Below are 20899 nucleotides of genomic sequence, written 5' to 3'. Positions count from 1 at the left end.
ATTGCAGGATTCAGAACATCTTCTATTCCAGCGTGAAAGCAGGTAGTGGCTTGAGTTCGCCACCCGCGACTGCCGACTCATGCGCCAGAATTCCAACACAGGTCCAGTTGGCAGACAGCGGTGCGTTCGGCCAGGGATCAGAGCCTTCGACCAGCGAGTTCAAAAACGCATTCACCAGATGCGGATGCGAACCGCCATGCCCGGCCCCCTGCAGAAACGAAAGATGCCCGGCATCGTGAATCGCGCGGGTAAATTTCTGGATTTCAGGTGGCAGCAGGTGCGCGTAGTCGGGAACTTCCACACGTTTCGGGATTTCCGGTTCGGGCCTCTTCGCTGTATGCAGGACCGGATTTTCCCCTTCGATTAACGGCCACTCGAATGATTTCTTCGTCCCATAAACGTCAACCGATTCACGATACTGCCTGGCGGTATCAAACAGGAATCGCCAGATGTGGGCGGCAATGTCGGAATCTTTAATCTTGATGTGACAGGTCTCAACGGCGAATCGGTTCCCTGATTTCTCGGCGATTTCATCATTCACCGTGCCGGAACCGAAGCAGCTGATATATTCAGCGCGACCATTGACCATGCCTAATACCGGACTGACGACATGCGTCGCGTAATGCATGGGAATCATTCGCTCCCAGTATTCAGGCCAGCCTTCCATGTCCTGCGGGTGACTGGCCTGCATGTATTGAATTTTTCCCAGCTCCCCTTTGTCGTACATCTCCTTAATAAATAAAAACTCGCGGCTGTAAACCACGGTTTCCATCATCATATATTTCAGGCCGGTCTCTTTGACTGTCTTGACGATCTCTTCGCACTCGGCCACCGTCGTTGCCATCGGGACGGTGCAGGCGACATGCTTACCCGCTTTCAATGCTTTGATCGACTGTGGTGCGTGATCGGGAATCGGCGTATTAATATGGACGGCATCCACGTTCGGATCTGCCAGCAGTTCGTCATACGATGTATACCGTTTCTCGATCCCGAAGGTATCGCCAATATGATTCAGATGCTCTTCCGATCGCTGGCAGATCGCGTACATGCTGGCATGTGGATGTGCCTGATAGATGGGAATGAACTCGGCTCCAAAACCGAGACCGACAATGGCAACATTAATCTGTTTCTCACTCATGGTAATCCTTCAACACTGCAGGAGATGCTTCTGTCCGAACGGAACCTTCGTCACATCGGAGTCGTACCCATGTTCTTTATTGTAAATCAGGACCGACCAGTTACCATGTAAACTTGCGCAGAATAAATTGAGATATTTTACCGCATCGAATTCAGTCTTACTCAGCATTTTCAGGGACTGTTTTTCGTTCCCGTTTTTCAGCATATCGGCTTTCCTTAAGAATATTACGTTCTTCAGAAATATCCTTTACTCACAACGCAAGTTCCTGAATTCATGAAATCGCGCCCTTCGATTGCCCTGTTGATTGAATCATCTAACTCCTATGCCCGGGGGCTGTTGCGCGGCATCATGTCTTATATTCATGAGCACCATTCCTGGTCGATTTATCTGCCCGAACATGGTAGAGGCAATGTTCCGGTCAGTTGGTTGAATAACTGGCATGGCGACGGCATTATCGCCCGGATTGAGAACACAAAGATCGCGGAAGCGGTTGTGAATTCGGGAGTCCCAGCCGTAGATGTGAGCGCCGCCCGTCTGGCACCTTCACTCCCCTGGGTGGAGACTGATGATCACGCGATCGCTTCACTGGCGGCCCAGCATCTGATTGATCGCGGCTTTCAACATTTTGCATTTTGTGGCGATCATCGATTTAACTGGTCCCGCTGGCGGGAATCGCATTTCCAGGAATGCATTCAGACAGCGCGTTTACACTGTCACACGTATCCTCAGACGAGGGGCAGAAAACAGGCCCCTCCCTGGGAAGCCGAACAGAAACGACTGGCAGACTGGATTTGTGCACTTCCCAAACCTGTGGGAGTGATGGCCTGCTACGATATTAAAGCCCAGCAACTGCTCGACGTCTGCCGCACGATCAATGTTTCCGTCCCCGAAGAAGTCGCCATCATCGGCGTCGATAATGATGAAATCCTCTGCAATCTTTCCGAGCCACCGCTCTCCAGTGTAATCCCCAATACCCGGCTGACCGGCTACGAAGCCGCTGCCCTGCTGGATCGTATGATTGCGGGCGAAGCGGTTTCATCGGAAGCACAACTGATCAAGCCCCTGGGCATCGCGACGCGTCAATCTACGGATATCCAGGCGATTGACGACAAACTGATTTCTGATGCGGTGCGTTTCATTCGCCAGCAGGCCTGCGATGGCATCAATGTGCAGGACGTGTTGAAATCGATTCCCCTGTCACGGCGGGTCCTGGAAAGCCGCTTCCAGAAAATCATCGGACGCTCTCCTCATGAAGAGATCATGCGCATCCGCCTGGATCGCGTGAAACAGTTGCTGGAAGAAACCGAACTCTCATTAATAGAAATTGCAGAGCGGACTGGATTCCGTCATGCTGAATACCTGAACGTCGCCTTCAAAAAGCAGACCGGAACGACCCCGGGCCAGTTCCGCCGCGGACAGAAACGGACTCGCTGAAAGTCGGAGTTGGATCCGCTTACTATTTTTTCAGTCATAGTCTGAGAACATCCCCTGCTACTTCACTCAAAATTTAGGCACCCTATTTTAATTTGTCTGTCAGATCGTATAGACTGTGTCCAGTTTTACTATAGCGTCTCCGGAGCCATTTGGAACGAGTATAATAGATTGAGAGACGCTATGGTTAAATGCGATACGATCTAGTAGAGTCTAACATCAATTCCCGTTGCTTTTTCCTGAAGCTCTTTGAAATAGACGGAACAGCATGACAGACAACACGAGTTCTACGACGGCAGAGAAATTCAACAAACGCATTGTCTCTCTGGATCAGTTTCGGGGATACACTGTAGCGGGGATGTTTCTGGTCAACTACATGGGATTTTTTGTGGTCTGCCCGGTGGTACTCAAACATCACAATACGTACTGCAGTTACGCGGATACGATCATGCCCCACTTTCTGTTCGCGGTTGGATTTGCGTTTCGACTGACGTTTGGCAGGCGGGTTCAGACTGCAGGCGCTGTTTCTGCTTACGCGCGTGTCGTGAGACGGCTGCTGGGACTGGTGCTGGTTTCGCTGATTATCTACCGCGTTTCTCCCGTCACAAAAACCTGGGAGGAACTACAGTCACTGGGGATCTGGGGGGCCATCGCCGATCCGCTCAAACGCAACTGGTTCCAGACGCTGATGCACATCGCGTTGACGTCTCTATGGATTACCCCTGTCATTCGTGCGCGGTCTTCCGTGCGGATTGGCTTTATGATCTTCTCCGCAGCGGCCCATATAATTCTGTCCTATTACTTCTATTTCATCTGGGTGAATTCTCCCCCGAACGGCATTGATGGCGGTCCGCTGGGCTTTTTAACCTGGACAATTCCCGCGATTATCGGAACGCTGGCCTGTGACTGGGTGGTGGAAGCGGAGGGATTGCCCCGCGTGAAGCCGATTCTCTTCTGGTCTTTTGCTCTGATGCTGCTGGGCTGGGCTCTTTCCTGTGGGACACGATTTTATGATGTCCCGGTTTCAGAACGCCCCGCGACGGAGAAACTGGCCGCCCATCCGGTCATCCCGGACGAATCACAATGGAAATCCAAACAGGGAGAACCATTTTCGTCGTATCTGGCGGAGCCACCGTTTGTCAAACCGCCGGGACAGGATCAGCGGCAATGGAATTACTGGATGATGAGTCAGCGGGCGGGAACGCTTTCCTACCTGGTCTTCACGGCCGGACTTTCCCTGTTAGTCTACCTGCTGTTCCACCTGGCGTGTGACCGGGGCAATCTGCAGATACCGCTGTTCCACACACTCGGTACCAATGCGCTGGTAGCTTATATCCTGCATGATCTGGTCGGAGAAGCCGTCAAACCATTTACGACGAAAGATGCCGCCGCCTGGTATGCCTGGGGTAGTTTCGTGCTCTTTTTCTGGATCACCTGGTTGATCGTGCGGCATCTGGAAAAGAACAAAATCCACCTGCGACTTTAATATTGAAGCTTCAGATCAGCGTGACCTGCTTGTCGCCTTGAGTGACTTTACCCAGTATATGTGTGGGACACTGGCTGGCGTGCAGTTTTTCACGAACCGCTTTCGCCTGATCTGCCCTGACGATGGCGACCATCCCAATTCCCATATTGAAGACGCGGAACATTTCCTCTTCGTCAATATTTCCGAGTGACTGCAGCCAGTTGAATGCAGGTGGAACTTCCCAGGCTGACCTCTTGATTTCTATTCGGCGATTGGCGGGTAGAATCCGTTCTATGTTTTCTACCAAACCTCCCCCTGTGATGTGTGCCATTCCGCTGATCACAATCTGACCAGGATAGCTGCGTACAACGGAATTGATGGCAGAAGCATAAATTCGGGTTGGTTCCAGCAGGATACTGGCCACGGTTCGCTGATTCAGTTCTTCAATCGGATCGTTAATCCCCAGCCCTGCCATTTCAAAGACCACTTTGCGGATCAGGCTGTAACCGTTGGAGTGAAAGCCACTCGATTCGAGCCCCAATACAACATCTCCCGCCTGAATCGCGTGTCCGTCCAGAACCTGATTGCGTTCGACGACACCGACAGAGAACCCTGCCATATCAAAGTCACCATCGCCGTACAGGTCAGGCATAATTGCTGTTTCCCCGCCCAGCAACGCAGACTTCGAGAGGACACAACCTTTGCTGACCCCTTCCATGAGTTCGACCAGTCGTTCGGGGTCATCCTTGCCTAAGGCGATGTAATCGAGAAAGAACAAGGGCTCCGCCCCCAGGCAGAGACAGTCGTTGACACACATGGCGACCAGGTCAATACCGATCGTATTATAAGTTTCAGCCTCGATGGCCACTTTGATTTTTGTCCCGACTCCATCCGTCCCGGAAACCAGTACCGGGTCTTCATATTTTCGTCCCGCGGGTCCAGGTTCAGGATTATTCAAACGGAAGAGGCCGGCAAAACCGCCTGGCAGATCCATCACACGTGCTTTTTGCGCCAGGTGGGTTTTACCCAGCAGAGGATGAATGGAAGACATTGCTTTCTGATAGAGATCCAGGTCAACACCGGCATCTTTATAGGTCGCTTTTGTCATGATCACATCCGAATAAATAAGAGCTGAAACAGAGTTTTTGTATCTGAGTTCCTGCTGTCAACCAGCGAAAACTCACAGCTGACAGCATAACATTCCGCCGCCGAGAAGAAAATCTTACGTATCAGTTATTTGAAACCCACGGCAGGAAAAGCAGTAACAGACCTGTATCTCGATGAAACAGAAAGCTATGATCCTGGCGTTCACTACCCCCACCTGAAGCAGCGACATAAGATTTCAGCAAATCTGAAACGACCTGCAACCTGCTTCCTGAAGTCCCAGAAATACAATCCAAGGAGATAACTAGCATGAAGTTAGCGACGATCCAGACTGAAAATGGCATTCAAGTTGCCTCTGTGATTGACCAGGACAACAAACTGACATTTTTTGATCTGTCAGCCTTCGACGAGAACCTGCCACGATCGCTGAAAGGGATTCTGGCAGTGGAAGGAGGTCTGGAGCGCGCAAAGGCAGCCGCAGAGCAGGCTCAACAGGCAGACCGCCAGATAACAGGTACACTGCTGGCACCGATTCCCTCACCGGGAAAAGTGCTCTGTATCGGGTTGAATTACCGTGACCATGCAGAAGAAACAGGCATGCCCTTCCCTGATGAACCAGTCTGTTTCAGCAAGTTCAGCAGTTCCGTGACAGGCTCAGGACAGCCAATACGGATTCCCTCTGTGGCCCGCGAAGTTGACTATGAAGCCGAACTCGTGGCAGTGATCGGTAAAACATGTCGTAACGTGACCCAGGCAAACGCATCAGACTACGTTGCCGGCTATATGAACGGCCACGATGTCTCGGCGCGCGACTGGCAGATTGGACGTCCGGGCGGACAGTGGCTGCTGGGAAAAACAGCGGACACATTTGCTCCGACTGGCCCTTATCTGGTAACGGCAGATGAGATCAAAAATGCAAACAGCCTCTCCATCAAATTGACACTTAATGGAGAGGTTTTGCAGAATTCCAATACCGATAAGTTTATCTTTACCATAGAAGAGGTAATCGCGTTCGTGTCTCAGATACTGACACTCGAACCCGGCGATATCATCTTTACCGGTACACCTCCCGGAGTTGGTATGGCCCGTAAACCCCCCGTATATCTTCAGCCTGGAGACCAGGCCTGCATCGAGATACAGGGGCTCGGGATGTTACACAATACCGTAGAAGCGTGGGATTGAAATGTTTTTGTCTAGATTCTACTCGGAAGTAGTAACTCGAACTGCACGCAGGCCTCGATCACTCTTTTCGGTTTCAAACTCTACAGTTTGGCCTTCAACCAGTTGATCGAATGTGACACCATCCAGTGATGAGAGATGAAAAAAGATGTCCTGTTGGCCATCGTTAATGAAGCCAAACCCTTTTTCAGTAATTTTTTTGATTGTTCCAGTGGCCATAAAGCCCATCCTCTAACTTAAAAGTCTCTCGACAATAAAACGGAGTTTATTGTCACTCTGTAACTGATCACCACTTTTAGCAAATTCGCTCATAAATAGTGACACACTGAAAAAATACGCACAGCGTATTATAACGCAAAATAATGACAAAATCAGGTTGCCGGTGAATTGGACACTTATGCGAATAAGATAAAAAACCATTTCAGCGTTTATCAACCTGAGATAAGTGTGACAAACCCTGAACGAATTAGCAAACTGTTATATCAAAGTTTCTTATAAAAATTTTGAGAATTCTAAAAAACCGATTCTTTAAGTTTCTGACTGAAAATGAGGGTTTACCCGGATTTCATCTTGACCTTTTTCCCAGTTTTTGGCATCCCAACCAGCCTGATTCTCAAGGACTACCGTTATCTGTTAATCCGGTTCACCCCTTCAGTTCCGATTTTCTATTCGCCGGGAAGAGTCAACTGAACTGAAAAAACAGTTGCCTTTCAGTGATTTCAAACTGAAATATGAGTTTAAAAGATGAATGTCGCTTGAAATCTGCCGTATCTCATTTTTTAATGCTTTTAGACAATGTCTTTGATAGACAGAGACCAAGTGACTCATTTTCTACAACAACTATTCGGAAGGGACAATAATGTCTTTCACAAAACTGAGCCGACTGTTCGTCGTGCTGGCAACTATCAGTATTTCAGCATGGGCCGTTGGATGCGGTAAACCTGCAGCAGATGCTCCTGCCCCTGCAACAGAAGAAGCTCCCGCTGCAGAAGCTCCCGCTGAAGCTGGTTCCACAACAGGCGGTGCCGGCGCTGAAGTGCCAGAAGGTGGCGAAGAGCCCGCTGCACCTAAAACAGAAGAATCCGGCAGCTAAGCCCGCCGAAACCAGTTCTCTGGTACACTACTGAATTTAAACGCCCGTTATTTATAACGGGCGTTTTTTGTGTATGGAGTTCATTATCTGACATGCTTTACTGAGACTCGTTGAAATCTGCAAAGTTCGATCGCAAAAACGTGTCATTTGCTGTTGCGCAGTTTATAATCGATCAATGGTCGACCGGATGAACCCGTATATTCATCCTGCCTGACAACTCAAGACTCATGGTCAACGAACCGTCTGTTGTCCTGCCTGTATTACCCGCGCCGTGATCAAGGAACTGTTTCGTGAAATCTGCCTCATCCCTGACGTTCTGCCTGTGCCTGTTTTTATCCCTCTGTATTGGTCCGCTTGCATCTGCAGACGATACCCCTGCGGAAAAAAAATGGATCCCACTCTTCAATGGAAAAGACCTGGATGACTGGACGGTAAAAATCCGAGGCTACGATGTGAATGAGAACTTTGGCAATACATTCCGCGTTGAAGATGGATTACTGAAAGTGGGCTATGATCAGTACGGTGAATTTGCAGAAAAATTCGGACACCTGTTCTACAAAACTCCTTTTTCCCATTACGTCATCCGTGTCGAATATCGATTCACCGGGGAGCAGTCCACAGGGGGACCAGGCTGGGCCTTGCGCAACAGTGGAATCATGGTTCACGGCCAGACACCGGAAAGCATGTCGAAAGACCAGAAATTTCCTGTCTCCATTGAAGTGCAGTTACTCGGTGGCAAAGGGACAGGGACCCGCACAACCGCCAATCTGTGTACGCCGGGCACGCACGTTGTCATGGATGACAAGCTGTTTAAACCACACTGTGTCAACTCGAATTCCAAAACCTATCACGGAGATCAATGGGTCACCGTGGAAGTCGAAGTCCAAGGAAACAAAATCATCAAACACATGATTGATGGAAAAACAGTGCTGTCCTACACGAAGCCTCAGTTGGACCCTGAGGATGGCGATGCTAAAAAACTGATTCAGCAGGGTGCCCCCCTCATGCTTGAAAAAGGTACCATATCGCTGCAGTCGGAAAGCCATCCGATTGAATTCCGCAAAGTCGAACTTCTCAAGCTGGAACCATAAAACAGATCTAAATTGAGAATCTGTTTCAAATTTTTCTGCTGCAGAGCCGTGACGAGAGAGATCTCGTTTCAATACTGGAAAATAGCGGATTTTAGACAGTTTCAGTCTGGAACATATCCCCCAATTCACGAATACTACAAGCGGCGTGTCTCCAGGTTGAAGGCAGCATTTCCAGAAAACAAAAAGAGAAAGACAAGACCAATGAAGGGTAGTCAGAAAATAATCGACGCACTGAACGAGGGACTCACAATCGAGTTGACAGCCATCAACCTGTATTTTATCTCATCGAAGATGTGTAAAGACTGGGGTTTTGCTAAGTTGGCCAAGCACTTTTATGATGAATCCATTGAAGAAATGAAACACGCTGACCAGGTCATCGACCGGATCCTGTACTTGGAAGGAGTGCCTGAAATTGCCCGATACGATGTCATTCGTGTAGGCAAAACGGTAGAGGAACAGATCCAGAACAGCCTCGAACTGGAGATGAAAGGCGTGTCTACCTATAACTCGGCAATTGAACTGTGTCACGAAGAAAAAGATGCTGGCAGCCGCGAATTGATGGATCAGATGGTCGTTGAATCTGAAGAAAGCATCGACTGGTGCGAATCGCAGATGGAACTGATCAAACAGGTTGGAATCCAGAACTACCTGGCAGGACAGATCCACGAATAACAGAGCAAACCGGCGGTTTACGGACTGTTAACAAACAGAAAAAGCCCCGAAAAGGGGCTTTGGTGGTAAAGAGCAGACTAAGCTGGCTGCGCCGCACACAGGCAACGCCGCTTGGACTGGCCACACTCATCGCAGGAACCTGCCAGCAGGTCTTTAATCCGACAATGGCAGGCCGTGCAACCTTTCCCAGCACCACAGCCTCGGGTCACTTCATGCACTGTCTCAGCATTGCTGACAGTAATGCACTGCTGGACTTCTTCTGGCGTCACTTTCAGACAGTGGCAGAGAAATTTTCGACGGGGAGCAATCTCAGGAACGGGGATTGCCGTGGATCGTTCAAACTGGCTCTCGGTAACGGTAGACATTTCGCGTTATACCCTGGCATCAGTCGCATCCGTTGTGACTGATGCTTTTTAATTGAAAGCTGGTTGCATGGTGATTACGGGATTCGATCAGGTAGGAACGGTCTTTAAACCCCGTTTTCTGGTTGGCCTCACTGCAAGTAGAGTATGAGACTCAGTCTCAACTAAGAATAGTATATCGGACTTTTGAGAACTGTCAACTACTCTCAAATAAGTTTTTTGTGTTATGGGAGAGACACCTCCTGAAAAGTATTCTCATGTATACCCACAGAGCTACTCATCCGTGAAAATCATCCTGCTTCATACTTCAGGTACAAAAACAGACCTGCTATTTACTTACAGCAGGCCTGTTTATTCAAGATTCGCTTGAACGTTTTATGTAGTCTGTTTTTTGAAGGCTGTATCAGGGTCGCGGAAACGATAACCAACTCCACGGACTGTCTCAATCAGTTCGGAATGCTTTTCCAGCTTCTGACGTAAGGCCCGGATATGCACATCGATCGTTCGCTCCAGAACCAGGGCATCGTCTCCCAGGGCGGCATCAATCAGCTCTGCACGAGAGAAAACCCGACCCGGTTGACGAACAAGTGCTTCCAGCAGTTCAAATTCACTCCGAGTCAACGAGATCGGGACATCATCAATCATGACGCGATGACGCCTGCGGTCGATCATCACTCCTTGACTGACAATCGTATCTGATGCTTCGCCGTTACTTTCACGACGTCTGAGCAATGCTTTGATCCGCTCCAGTAGAATCTTGACGCTGAATGGTTTGGTGACGTAATCATCGGCCCCTAATGTGAAACCTACCACCTGGTCGGTTTCTTCCGACTTGGCTGTCAGCATCAGTATCAGAACATTACTGGTGACCGGATCCGAGCGGAGCCGGCGACAGACTTCCAGCCCATCCATCTGGGGAAGCATCAGGTCCAGAATGATCAGGTCCGGTGTTTTCAGTTGCGCCTGACGCAAGCCATCCATTCCATCCAGGGCAACCACGGCATCGTATTTCTCCTGTCGCAAATTATATGCGAGAACTTCAGAGAGAGAACGATCATCTTCAATCACAAGAATGCGTTTCTTTGACATATCTTTTTTTATACCATCTTAATGAGATAGAATCAGGTAGAAAATGTTTCTTTATGACGATGGCGGACAATTTCGCCCTCGGTCAGATAAATCACATCTTCAGCAATATTAGTTGTATGGTCGGCAATACGTTCGATATGGCGAGCTGAGGAAAAGAAATGTAATGCCGGCTTAATCAGATTGGGATCTGTCTGCATCAACTGATAAATTTCATTGATGATCTCCCGGTTGTAACCGTCAACAATGTCATCACGCTTACAGACACTGCGTGCTTTTTCTGAATCAAAATCAATAAAGGCATCTATGGCATCACGCAGCATGGATACGGTGACTTTCGTCATCGGTTCCAGAGAAGCCGGGATGCGAAAGTTGGGATAGTGCGACAGCCCAATGGTCCGTTCTGCGATATTCACTGCCAGATCGGCAATTCGCTCCAGATCATTATTGATTTTCAACACGGTTGCCGTCTCACGTAAATCCACGGCGACCGGTTGATGCAATGCCAGAATTTTCAGACATTCTTCTTCGATTTTCACTTCACTCTCGTTGATCGCGCGTTCTTTCTCTATGACTTCATTCGCCAGATCAACATGAACTTCATAGAGCGCACGACTGGCCTTGGAGATCATTTCTTCAACCAGCGAAGATTGTGTGATGATCTCCCTTTCAAGTGACTCCATATCGCGCTGTAAGTGCTTTGTCATCGGCTTATCCAAATCTGCCTGTAATATAGTCTTCGGTCTGTTGTTTCTTGGGATTCGTAAATAACTCTTCAGTCGCCCCCGATTCTATCAGCAACCCCTGATAGAAAAACGCAGCCTGGTCAGAAACACGCGCGGCCTGCTGCATATTATGTGTCACAATCACGATCGTATACTGCTCTTTCAACTCGAAGATTAAATCTTCAATCCGTGCAGTGGATGCGGGGTCCAGTGCAGAAGCCGGCTCATCCATCAGCAGAATATCCGGATCATTCGCCAGTGCCCGTGCAATACACAGCCGCTGCTGCTGCCCCCCTGAAAGATTGAGGGCTGAATCAGTCAAACGATCCTTGACTTCATCCCAGAGAGCAGAGCGCTGCAGTGAACGTTCTACAATCTCGAATAAATCTTTTTTCTTGCGAATGCCGGCGATCTTAGGACCAAAAGAGACATTATCAAAAATGGATTTAGGAAAGGGTGTGGACTTCTGGAATACCATTCCAATCCGTTTGCGCAATGTGACGATATCTGTTCGAGACGAATAAATATCCTGCCCCTCCAACAGAATCTCTCCTTCTACCCGCGTGCCTTCAATCATGTCGTTCATTCGATTAAGACATCGCAAAAATGTTGACTTGCCACAACCCGAAGGTCCAATAAAGGCAGTTACACAGCGTTCTGGTATGGAAAGCGAGATATCTGTTAATGCACGATTCTCCGAATAATAAAACGACAAATCACTCACACTGATTTTTTCAGTGGCCTGGGCTAATTCGTCGGCCGTCCGCATGCTCTTTCCCTCTGGAATCGAAGGACGAACGATCGGGCCTTTAGATTGATCGGAAGTCGTCTTGTCGGATGGTTGCATATTATTTTTAACCGAAGGTGTTGAAGCCATGGATTGAAAATCCTTGCTGAGACCAATTATAGATAATTTTGATCAAAACTGTGTCGATGTTTTTCTCTGTTTTTGAGGTAGTACAAAATCCATCCATATTACCAGCGAATCTTTTTCCCGTATTTATGACGTACAAATATGGCAATCGCATTCATGCTGACCAGAACCACCAGCAGAACCAGGATCCCTGCAGCAGCCAGATGATGAAAATCTTCCTGGGGTCGGGAAGTCCAGTTGAAAATCTGAATTGGCAATGCGGTAAATTCATCAGTTAACTTCTCGGGAACAAAAGGCACGTAAGCCATTGCTCCCACTGCAATTAAAGGTGCAGCCTCGCCCAAGGCACGTGACAGAGATAAAATCACACCTGTCATGATTCCAGGCAGGGATGCTGGCAAAACCTGATACCAGACGGTCTGCCAGCGGGTTGCCCCCAGAGCATAAGCCGACCGCCTTATCGAATCGGGAACAGCCCTGAGTGCTTCTTGTGAAGCGAGAATAATGATTGGTAATACCACCAGCGTCAGTGTCAGTGCACCGGAGAGCACACTCCGCTCCAGAGACAATGCCCTCACAAACAGGCCCAGTCCCAAAATGCCGTACACGATCGAAGGTACTCCAGCCAGGTTGGCAATATTTAACTGGATCAATTTACGCCAGCGACTTCGTGGTGCATATTCCTCCAGATAGACTGCGGCTCCGACTCCCAGTGGAACAGAGAACATCGCTGTCAGACTGATCAACCAGATACTGCCCCACAAGGCAGATTTAATTCCCGCTTTATGCGGAAAACGGGAAGGCAGATGATCAATAAATCCCCAGCTCAGCCAGTCTTTTCCCTGCAAAATAATATTCCAGATCAACACCATCAGCATCAACACACAGGTGATGGTCGCCAGGAAACAGGCTGAGGTAAACAGCATATTTTTAATACGTCCGCGTCGCTTTGTCGTATAAATATCCAGCTTTGTGCTCATTCGTAACGCTCCCCTACTCGAGAGAGAATATATTGAGCAATCACATTCATGATCATCGTGGTAATAAACAAGGCCAGGCCTACTGCAAAAATTGTTCGATATTCTACGGTGCCTGTGGGTGTATCCCCCTGACTCACCTGCACAATATAGGCGGTCATCGTCTGGATACTTTCGAGCGGATTCAAGGTCAGCTTGGGAGTGGCACCGGCTGCCAGAGTCACGGCCATCGTCTCTCCAATCGCACGTGAGATTGCCAACAGGAAACTGGCAATAATTCCCGATAAAGCAGCAGGCACAATCACGCGTACTGTCACCTCAAATTTATTAGCCCCCAAGGCAAAAGCGGCTGCCCTCAAAGAAAGCGGGACCGACTGTAGAATGTCTTCACTCAGGGAAATAATCATCGGCAGGATCATAATCCCGACTACGATACAGGCACTGGCAGCATTAAAGACGCCGGCACTGGGAAAGATTTCACGAATAATAGGCGACACAAACACAACCGCCAGATATCCGAAAACGACTGAAGGTATCCCCGCCAGAATTTCCAGCATCGGTTTCACGATATCGCGAAAACGGGGAGATGCGTATTCGCTCAGATAAATGGCAGTCCCCAGGCCGATGGGCACTGCGACTACTGCCGACCCTCCGGCAACCAGCATCGTGCCACACAAAAGGGGTAAAATACCAAAGTGCTGAGGCTTCAATAACGGTGACCACTGGGTACCAGTTAAGAACTCAAGAATGGGAACATCGTAAAAGAACTGCACTGACTCATAGAGCAGCACTACCACAATTCCCACTGTTACCAGAATAGAGATACTGGCACAGATAAATAGTACAAAGTGGATACAACCCTCATAAACAGGACGCAGACTACACCACAGCCCGCCTGCTTTTTCTAAAGACGAAGGGCGAGACAGCTGAAGTACAGCTGCCTCACCACTTTCGAGCTTAGTCGATTGTTCCGGATTTGAACGATCTTCCATTACTTGGATATAGCTCCATTAAAAGCTTTCATGTTCGCTTCCTGAACTTCATCGGAAACTGGTACATAACCCACGTCTTTAGACAGGGCAGCCGCGTTTTCCAGATAGAATTTCACAAAGGCAACAACTTCAGGTCGCTCCAGAGAAGATTTCCGCACGTAGATGAACAGGGGGCGGGATAACGGTGCATAAGAATTATCGCGAACCGTTTCCAGGGAAGGCTTCTTACAACCTTTTCCGCCATCTACTCCTAACAGTTTCAACTTTTCTTTGTTCTCTTCATAATAAGCAAAACCGAAGTATCCCAGAGAGTTCTTGTCTTCGGAAACCCCTGTAACCAGCACATTATCGTCTTCACTGGCTGTGTAATCTGCCCGACTCGCTTTTGATTCTCCCACAATCGCTTCTGTGAAATAATCAAACGTTCCCGAGTCTGTTCCCGGACCGTACAGCTTGATATCTTCTGCTGGCCATTTAGGATCAAGGTCCTTCCACTGCTTCACACCGCTTTCAGGTCGCCACAGTTCTTTCAGCTGCCCCACAGTCAAACAGTCACACCAGGTATTTTTAGGGTTCACAATCACTGCCAGACCATCAAACGAGACGGACAGCTCGATGAATTCAATTCCCTGTTCTTTGCACGCGTTTGCTTCTTTTTCCTTCATCGCACGAGAGGCATCGCAGATATCCACTTCACCGGCGATAAACTTCTTCATGCCTCCGCCGGTTCCGGAAAAGCCTACGGTCACGCGGACCTTGGGTTGAACCGCACGAAACTCCTCTGCCACAGCTTCACTCACCGGGTAAACGGTACTCGACCCGTCAATCTTGACGTCTCCAGCCAGGTTCCCTGCTTCTGAAGATTCTGGTTCAGAACCATTTGATTGAGCACCTGATTCAGCACTGTTGTTGCCGCCTCCTGAGCATCCAACACCAATCAGGGAAATTCCAATGGCCAGACTCAACACAGCCAATACTTTCCCGATGTTCGTTGTGATCATTTCGTCTGTCTCTCCCAATTGCGATATACTGGTAAACATGTTTGATATTTGTTTAAAACTCCACGCCAGTCACTTCGGACAAGAAGAGCAACGACGTGAACGGTCTCTCTCAGACGCGTGTTACCATAACCGCAATTTGTTAAGGTTGTATTAAGAAACCGTGAAGTACTTAATCTTTCCAGAACATCAGAATGCCTGGTGTATTCACCTTAACCCTTATGGGATAATACATTTACGGCGTTTCACATTGTGAAGACTATCCCCGAGGCAGCCGCACCGAAAACGTGCTGCCTTCCCCAACCTTGCTGGTGACGCCGATGGTTCCATTAAAAGACTGAACCAGATGTTTCACGATGGAGAGCCCCAGACCGGTCCCCCCCAGTTCACGCGAACGGGCTTTATCAACACGGAAAAATCGCTCAAAGAGGCGGGCCTGATACTTTTCCGCAATCCCGATTCCGGTGTCCTGCACCTGCAGCAACACCATATTTCCCTCTTCGCGTTGCCAGCGAATGGTGATGCGTCCCTGGTCGGGCGTGTATTTAATCGCATTGTTAATCAGGTTCCCCAGGATCTGATGCAAACCTTCTTCGTCGGCCTTCACTTTGATCCCGGGCTCACTTTCTTCGATTAACAGTTCGATCTGTTTTGACTCGGCCACTTTCTGCTGATCCACCAGGCAAGACTCCACAAACGGCCTCAGCTCTATATTGATAATATCAAATACCTGGTTTCCGGATTCAATACTGGCCAGACTGATCAGATCCAGAATGAGCTGATGCAGCCGGTCAGCCTGCTCTTCAATACGCAGCAAAAAAGTCTTATTGATTTCGGGATCATCCATCGCACCCCGAATGAGTGTTTCCGTGTACGCTTTGATAGAACTGAGTGGCGTTTTCAATTCATGCGATACATTGGCAACGAATTCCTGACGGAGCGACTCCAGGCGGCGTAATTCCGTCATATCAAACAGCACGATCACCAGCCCCGGACAGGGCGTTCCCGGCAACGGAGTCGTCGTGACTCCCAGAATGCGGTCGCTGGTACTTTCCAGCTCCACTTCCATTCGCTGAGGCTCGAGTGTCTTCAGCACTTCCGTTACAGATTTCTGCAGCTGATGATTTCGCACCGATTCAAACAGCGCCTTACCCTCCGCATCTTCTGGTGAGAAAAACAACAGCCTGCCCGCAGATTCATTCGCAAACAGGACATGCTGCCGTTCATTGATCGCAATCACGCCCTCGACCATCCCCTCCAGAACAGTACTCAAACGGTCGCCACTGGCCTGTAACTGACGTACACGCTCTGCCATCTCCTTACTCATATGATTGAAAGACTGCGCCAGGATTCCCAACTCGTCATGCTGCGGAAAATAGAGCTTCTGATCATAATCCCCATTCGCGATGGATTCTGCAGCATGAGTCAGAATCGTCAATGGACGGATCATCCGCGCCACAACCCAGTAAGTCAGCAGCATGACTGTTAAACTCACCAGCAATGCGATGGTCCAGATCAGCTTTTCGATCGACGAAATCTCTTTCTGAATTTTCGCCATCGTAATGGCAACCCGCACAACACCCCGTGGCTCACCATTTTTTTCATACAGGACGGCGTAATACAACATAGGCTCGCTTAAGGTGGGGCTGATGCGCTTTGAACTCCCGAAACCAGTCGAAATCGCCTGAATGACTTCCACCCGGTTCTTGTGATTTTCCATCTCACGTACCAGATCCAAAGTATCCTGGTCAGAATCTGCCAGCACGATCCCGTCCTTGTCAATCAACGTCAAACGTGTGCCGGTCTCGGCTCCCAGTTTTCTGACTTTTTCCTGTAATGATTCAGAAATGCCGTCCTGGAACACACCTTCGAGGCTGTTGCGCATGATCACCGCGGAATCATGCAGTCGCTGCTCAACCTGATCTTCCACCTGGGTCTGCTGCCGCCCAGACACGATCAGAACAAAGACAATCGCTGACGCTATATTTAAACCGGCATACACCAGGAACAGCTTCCAGAATAGACGCGAAGACCACATCGAAACATCCACCTTGATGACTGTCAGAGCATCGAACGAAAGCGTAAACGATCATGTTCAATCATGATCCGATACAGAAAGCTCTGAAAATGCGACAATATACCCGATTCCGGGCGGAATTGAATTCGCCTATTGTGAACGCGAAACCCTTCTGTTCGCAAGGGCTGCTTCACAGATTCATCAAGAGTTCAACAGAACAGGATGCAATCGTGACTGAATCACCACGTTATTTGAAGCATCTGCTTCATAGAGCAGCATAATAGAAACAGAACTTCAGTTGATTTGACTTTCGGCCTGCGACAAAATTGCCGCTCCGACCAGCCGCACGAATCGTGACGCTGCAGAAATCTTATATTCCTCCTGAAAATTATTTCTTACTCTGTAAATCAAAATTGAACTCACCACCAGCTTGAGGAATGACGGCTGTCAGTTGCGAAACACGGACGTCACTATACCGGGGCGGCAGTGACTCAACTGCAATTCCTCCCGCACCTGCCCCCTCCTCAGGCAACGGTGTTCCATCACCACGCAACAGACGGCTGATGACAACCTTGTAATTTCCGGGAGGCGCGCCTTCCGCGCCATGCTGTTGCTGGAGTTGATAACGCCCCCCTTCATCAGTTGTACCCTGACATTCGATACCCTTGGTCTGCCCCTGCGGGATAAACGTGACTGCCGCAGCAGAGATCGGCTTCCCATCTAATGTGATAATACCAGTGACTGGTACCGTCTCAGGAAGCGGTGTCGCTGCAGGAGCCCCACCGCAACCGACCAGGAAGCCTGAAATAATCAAAAGCACACAAGCTCGAAACCGCATTCCTGACTCTCCCTTTAAAACCTTCATTTCGCTGGGTTGTCTGAACCAGTAATTTGATCCTCGTTTCAAACAGCCCTCAAGACACTCCAGTAAAACGGGACTCCGTCTAAAACTCACCCAGAACCTGACCATCGGCAATGCGGGACAGATTAATCCGCGTGGTGGTATCAATATTTTCGCTGAGGAAACGAACGGCACCATCTCCCATGAGAATATGAACTCCACCGCGATGCAGACTTCCTGCATATCCCCAGCTGTCCAGCCTGCCGGTACCGGCACCATCCACGGCGAATACATTGATACCGGTATGCTCAAAGCTCACGCCTACCATCGTATGGCCGCGATAACCCCAGGCTGTCGAATTCCCATTCCGGACCGATCGTGTCGTTTCTGCCATCGCCACGGTATTACTGCTGCCATCAATGATGTCTCGCACACTGCATTTGCTGTCATCACCAAACATGGCACGCGTCGTCAAATTGATCGAATTCCAGGGGGCACACGAATTCCAGTTTCTTAAATTGGAAACGAAGTCATAATTGGTTCTCCCGGCTCCACCATGCGTCGTATCAGAAGAAGTGGGAGCATAACATGTTTGTCCAGGAGGAATACGAGTAGGGTTCGGATCACTGGGACAAAGGAAAGCCGGCAGTACTTCCTGCACAGGCGCGAGATTCCCATTGGTTGAAGGATCATCAGCGTGCGTTCCGATCAATCCACTGTTACAGCCTGATATTTCCCAGGTATACATCGTGCCGTTAAAGTTGAACTGATTATACAGTGGTGCCTGATCAAGGTTCGGCAACAACTGCACAAGCCCCGAACTGTTCAAGTCGGGCGTACTGCAGCGACCAATATTCCCCGGAGGAAAAACTCGGTGAGTATCATGATAGTTATAAAGTGCCAATCCAAGTTGCTTCAGATTATTTTTACAGGTGGAACGCCGCGCCGCTTCGCGCGCCTGTTGAACAGCCGGGAGCAGCAGAGCGATTAAAATCGCGATAATTGCAATCACGACCAGCAACTCAATCAGTGTAAATCCACGTTTCTGCCATTGCTCCTGTTTCATTTTTTTCACCTTTGTCAAAAATAATCTGAAACACTCTTTACACCCGAATGAAATTCAATGCCTGATCAGGGCAGGCTGATTCACTTTTTCATAAATTGCAGAAAATGATAATCAGTGAGTCAGCGATCTCTGATCACAGCAGTCAGATATATTGCAGAGTGGAATTTCACTCAGAACGATTGATAGATGAGCGGACGATCAATCCTGGAAAAGAAATGGACGTCTAAGCTATTTATGATACGAAATTAAAAAAGGGAACCGATTCCTTTTCAGACCAAAACATATCACTATCAGACACTCCTTTTCAAAATGGAAACCACTCTCGTTTCTCGTAAATCATTATGAAATAAGTATTTTCTCTGCTATCCCGCCCAGGCTTGAAATCTCCAGACCGGAGAGCGAAACACTCCACCCAGGCAATCACTTTAGAAATCGTCTCGGGATCGACAAGATCTGATCTGACCAGCAGTCAGCACCGTTCAGTCCTGAAGTTTCTATTCCCCTCATTTGATCACTCACGCTGCATAAACTCCCCTTGACGCTTGCGCGCCGGTGACGATAAACGACAAACTGAGTCGCGCGCGTGACCAGTTTACAGTGCACTGAAACACGCACCACTTGTTCCAGGTCTTCACTATAAAACAGCCTGTTTTTTCCAGATTTGCACTGCCTGAAACAACACCTGTTCGTGATGTATGCCTGCGGGTCGCCGCACATCGCAGCCCATCACCCCGGCACCGCTCCAGCACCGCCCCACATTGGCCCCCTGTCAACAAGTATCGCCACCCGATTCTGTTCATCCTGCTTGACCTCCCCATGCCTTTCCATAAGATTTCCCAGGTACGATGAAAACAAATCTCAAACCACCAGACCAGTAACAGGCAGACAGAACCATGCCAGTCATAGTAGAAACATCGGGTGCCATTGTCGGCTGGCCCGACAATGCATTTGTCATGGCTTGCTCTACTCTCAAACTGCAGCAGTTCACCCCATCCCATTTCGTGTCCTTTCATATTTTTCGTATGCTTTCTTTTTTTGTGATAGCAATATCAAACTGCCGGGTGCCATCTGTCGGCTTGCCCGACAGTGCCTGCCGAACCAGTTCCAAAGATTAGAGTAGGCCCAGATATACATCCGGGCCGAGCGCAGCGAGCAGGAGGTCGCAGCTGCCTCATACAATCCAGAACCAGGCTTCCCCTACTCTGTTTTCACGGCCGGACGAGCCGACCGGGTAGTACTGTTGACTCGCCCAACAGTGATGGTATGACACTCACATCTCACGTTTCACACAGCATTATAAAAGATGCGTCTCCGCCCCCCACAGATGAAAATCCCGAACCACTGGATGATGAAGAAGCGTGTCCCAGATTAGCCGCAGCGCGTTAGCTCCGGTTCTTTTACCGAACTATTCCAGATCCGCAGCTGATGTGAACGAAAAAAGCGGATAGCCTGGGATGTAATCCGGGGTTGTCGCAGACAACAGGAAACTGTCGGAGAAGACATTCAAACCAGATCAATAAGCCCGACCAGCCCCGCCGCAGCGTCGGCACCATCTGTCCGCCCGCCTGATGATGTTCGAACCTGCTTCACACAGCAATGGGAACCGATCAAACAAACGAACCCGTTGCTTCTACCTCGAAAAACACGAAACCACACGAAAGTGAGTAAGCCCGAATGCAATTCGGGCCGAGCGGAGCGAGCAGGAGGTCGTAGCTGCAGCGATTTTTCAAGAACCAAGCATTCACTACTTTCACGGCACGGCCGGACGAGCCGGACCGTGGCACACGG

The 20899-nt window shown here is 49.2% G+C and carries 19 protein-coding genes; 6 read left to right on the top strand and 13 right to left on the bottom strand.

The window, feature by feature from the left end; all coding sequences use genetic code 11:
* Positions 1–22 precede the first annotated feature (22 nt).
* Positions 23–1138, bottom strand: coding sequence for a Gfo/Idh/MocA family protein (locus GmarT_RS02510; protein ID WP_002649143.1), 1116 nt, complete (start codon positions 1136–1138; stop codon positions 23–25).
* A gap of 273 nt (positions 1139–1411) precedes the next feature.
* Between GmarT_RS02510 and GmarT_RS02505 the strand changes: the two genes are divergently transcribed.
* Complete coding sequence (locus GmarT_RS02505) at positions 1412–2572, top strand: XylR family transcriptional regulator (RefSeq protein WP_002649145.1); 1161 nt, start codon at positions 1412–1414, stop codon at positions 2570–2572.
* Between the two features lie 265 nt (positions 2573–2837).
* On the top strand, positions 2838–4055 hold the full coding sequence (locus GmarT_RS02500; RefSeq protein ID WP_002649146.1) for an acyltransferase family protein: 1218 nt from the start codon (positions 2838–2840) through the stop codon (positions 4053–4055).
* A 10-nt stretch (positions 4056–4065) separates the two neighbouring features.
* On the opposite strand, the gene purM is transcribed toward GmarT_RS02500, so the two are convergent.
* Positions 4066–5142 (bottom strand): phosphoribosylformylglycinamidine cyclo-ligase, encoded by a 1077-nt coding sequence (gene purM / locus GmarT_RS02495; RefSeq protein WP_044240182.1) that lies wholly within the window; start codon positions 5140–5142, stop codon positions 4066–4068.
* A gap of 305 nt (positions 5143–5447) precedes the next feature.
* Here purM and GmarT_RS02490 point away from each other — a divergent pair, with 305 nt between their 5' ends.
* Positions 5448–6320: a fumarylacetoacetate hydrolase family protein gene (locus GmarT_RS02490; RefSeq protein ID WP_002649149.1), complete on the top strand. Its 873-nt coding sequence runs from the start codon at positions 5448–5450 to the stop codon at positions 6318–6320.
* Positions 6321–6338: 18 nt separating this feature from the next.
* On the opposite strand, the gene GmarT_RS02485 is transcribed toward GmarT_RS02490, so the two are convergent.
* A complete protein-coding gene (locus tag GmarT_RS02485) occupies positions 6339–6536 on the bottom strand; it encodes a cold-shock protein (RefSeq protein WP_002649150.1) in 198 nt (65 codons plus the stop codon).
* A 640-nt stretch (positions 6537–7176) separates the two neighbouring features.
* Between GmarT_RS02485 and GmarT_RS02480 the strand changes: the two genes are divergently transcribed.
* From GmarT_RS02480 to bfr, 3 genes are all read left to right on the top strand, one after another.
* On the top strand, positions 7177–7410 hold the full coding sequence (locus tag GmarT_RS02480; protein WP_002649151.1) for a hypothetical protein: 234 nt from the start codon (positions 7177–7179) through the stop codon (positions 7408–7410).
* Between the two features lie 290 nt (positions 7411–7700).
* Entirely contained in the window at positions 7701–8501 is an 801-nt protein-coding gene (locus tag GmarT_RS02475; RefSeq protein WP_149302415.1) for a 3-keto-disaccharide hydrolase, read from the top strand.
* A gap of 201 nt (positions 8502–8702) precedes the next feature.
* Positions 8703–9173, top strand: coding sequence for a bacterioferritin (bfr, locus tag GmarT_RS02470; RefSeq protein WP_002649215.1), 471 nt, complete (start codon positions 8703–8705; stop codon positions 9171–9173).
* 77 nt (positions 9174–9250) lie between these two features.
* Here the strand turns inward: bfr and GmarT_RS02465 are convergent, their stop codons facing one another.
* The 10 genes from GmarT_RS02465 to GmarT_RS02420 form a co-directional block, all read right to left on the bottom strand.
* Positions 9251–9538, bottom strand: a complete 288-nt coding sequence (locus GmarT_RS02465; protein ID WP_081459628.1) for a (2Fe-2S)-binding protein — start codon at positions 9536–9538, stop codon at positions 9251–9253.
* A gap of 372 nt (positions 9539–9910) precedes the next feature.
* Entirely contained in the window at positions 9911–10624 is a 714-nt protein-coding gene (locus tag GmarT_RS02460) for a response regulator (RefSeq protein ID WP_044240245.1), read from the bottom strand.
* Between the two features lie 32 nt (positions 10625–10656).
* The gene (gene phoU, locus GmarT_RS02455; protein ID WP_002649218.1) at positions 10657–11328 is read right to left on the bottom strand and encodes a phosphate signaling complex protein PhoU; all 672 of its coding nucleotides are present in this window, start codon (positions 11326–11328) and stop codon (positions 10657–10659) included.
* A gap of 4 nt (positions 11329–11332) precedes the next feature.
* Positions 11333–12223: a phosphate ABC transporter ATP-binding protein PstB gene (pstB, locus tag GmarT_RS02450; RefSeq protein WP_002649219.1), complete on the bottom strand. Its 891-nt coding sequence runs from the start codon at positions 12221–12223 to the stop codon at positions 11333–11335.
* Positions 12224–12321: 98 nt separating this feature from the next.
* The gene (gene pstA, locus GmarT_RS02445; RefSeq protein WP_002649220.1) at positions 12322–13200 is read right to left on the bottom strand and encodes a phosphate ABC transporter permease PstA; all 879 of its coding nucleotides are present in this window, start codon (positions 13198–13200) and stop codon (positions 12322–12324) included.
* Complete coding sequence (pstC, locus tag GmarT_RS02440) at positions 13197–14189, bottom strand: phosphate ABC transporter permease subunit PstC (RefSeq protein WP_002649221.1); 993 nt, start codon at positions 14187–14189, stop codon at positions 13197–13199. Before pstC ends, pstA begins: the two co-directional genes overlap by 4 nt.
* On the bottom strand, positions 14189–15190 hold the full coding sequence (locus GmarT_RS02435) for a PstS family phosphate ABC transporter substrate-binding protein (RefSeq protein ID WP_002649222.1): 1002 nt from the start codon (positions 15188–15190) through the stop codon (positions 14189–14191). Before GmarT_RS02435 ends, pstC begins: the two co-directional genes overlap by 1 nt.
* Before the next feature lie 256 nt (positions 15191–15446).
* On the bottom strand, positions 15447–17225 hold the full coding sequence (pnpS, locus tag GmarT_RS02430; RefSeq protein WP_002649223.1) for a two-component system histidine kinase PnpS: 1779 nt from the start codon (positions 17223–17225) through the stop codon (positions 15447–15449).
* Positions 17226–17592: 367 nt separating this feature from the next.
* The gene (locus GmarT_RS02425) at positions 17593–18042 is read right to left on the bottom strand and encodes a carboxypeptidase-like regulatory domain-containing protein (RefSeq protein ID WP_081459629.1); all 450 of its coding nucleotides are present in this window, start codon (positions 18040–18042) and stop codon (positions 17593–17595) included.
* 106 nt (positions 18043–18148) lie between these two features.
* Positions 18149–19111, bottom strand: coding sequence for a DUF1559 domain-containing protein (locus GmarT_RS02420; protein ID WP_002649226.1), 963 nt, complete (start codon positions 19109–19111; stop codon positions 18149–18151).
* Positions 19112–20899 lie beyond the last annotated feature (1788 nt).

Origin of the sequence: Gimesia maris (genome assembly GCF_008298035.1) — a bacterium.
GTDB classification, from domain to species: Bacteria; Planctomycetota; Planctomycetia; order Planctomycetales; family Planctomycetaceae; genus Gimesia; species Gimesia maris.
The sequence above is the reverse complement of the archived record's forward strand: the minus strand, read 5'-3'. Positions and strand labels throughout refer to the sequence as shown.

Excerpts from the sequence above, each read along its gene's own strand:
- pstC (WP_002649221.1), bottom strand. The coding sequence starts at position 14,189 with ATGGAAGATCGTTCAAATCCGGAACAATCGACTAAGCTCGAAAGTGGT.
- GmarT_RS02500 (WP_002649146.1), top strand. The coding sequence starts at position 2,838 with ATGACAGACAACACGAGTTCTACGACGGCAGAGAAATTCAACAAACGC.
- pstA (WP_002649220.1), bottom strand. The coding sequence starts at position 13,200 with ATGAGCACAAAGCTGGATATTTATACGACAAAGCGACGCGGACGTATT.
- GmarT_RS02435 (WP_002649222.1), bottom strand. The coding sequence starts at position 15,190 with ATGATCACAACGAACATCGGGAAAGTATTGGCTGTGTTGAGTCTGGCC.
- GmarT_RS02485 (WP_002649150.1), bottom strand. The coding sequence starts at position 6,536 with ATGGCCACTGGAACAATCAAAAAAATTACTGAAAAAGGGTTTGGCTTC.
- GmarT_RS02480 (WP_002649151.1), top strand. The coding sequence starts at position 7,177 with ATGTCTTTCACAAAACTGAGCCGACTGTTCGTCGTGCTGGCAACTATC.
- GmarT_RS02465 (WP_081459628.1), bottom strand. The coding sequence starts at position 9,538 with ATGTCTACCGTTACCGAGAGCCAGTTTGAACGATCCACGGCAATCCCC.
- pnpS (WP_002649223.1), bottom strand. The coding sequence starts at position 17,225 with ATGTGGTCTTCGCGTCTATTCTGGAAGCTGTTCCTGGTGTATGCCGGT.
- GmarT_RS02490 (WP_002649149.1), top strand. The coding sequence starts at position 5,448 with ATGAAGTTAGCGACGATCCAGACTGAAAATGGCATTCAAGTTGCCTCT.
- GmarT_RS02460 (WP_044240245.1), bottom strand. The coding sequence starts at position 10,624 with ATGTCAAAGAAACGCATTCTTGTGATTGAAGATGATCGTTCTCTCTCT.
- GmarT_RS02425 (WP_081459629.1), bottom strand. The coding sequence starts at position 18,042 with ATGCGGTTTCGAGCTTGTGTGCTTTTGATTATTTCAGGCTTCCTGGTC.
- phoU (WP_002649218.1), bottom strand. The coding sequence starts at position 11,328 with ATGACAAAGCACTTACAGCGCGATATGGAGTCACTTGAAAGGGAGATC.
- bfr (WP_002649215.1), top strand. The coding sequence starts at position 8,703 with ATGAAGGGTAGTCAGAAAATAATCGACGCACTGAACGAGGGACTCACA.
- purM (WP_044240182.1), bottom strand. The coding sequence starts at position 5,142 with ATGACAAAAGCGACCTATAAAGATGCCGGTGTTGACCTGGATCTCTAT.
- pstB (WP_002649219.1), bottom strand. The coding sequence starts at position 12,223 with ATGGCTTCAACACCTTCGGTTAAAAATAATATGCAACCATCCGACAAG.
- GmarT_RS02510 (WP_002649143.1), bottom strand. The coding sequence starts at position 1,138 with ATGAGTGAGAAACAGATTAATGTTGCCATTGTCGGTCTCGGTTTTGGA.
- GmarT_RS02420 (WP_002649226.1), bottom strand. The coding sequence starts at position 19,111 with ATGAAACAGGAGCAATGGCAGAAACGTGGATTTACACTGATTGAGTTG.
- GmarT_RS02505 (WP_002649145.1), top strand. The coding sequence starts at position 1,412 with ATGAAATCGCGCCCTTCGATTGCCCTGTTGATTGAATCATCTAACTCC.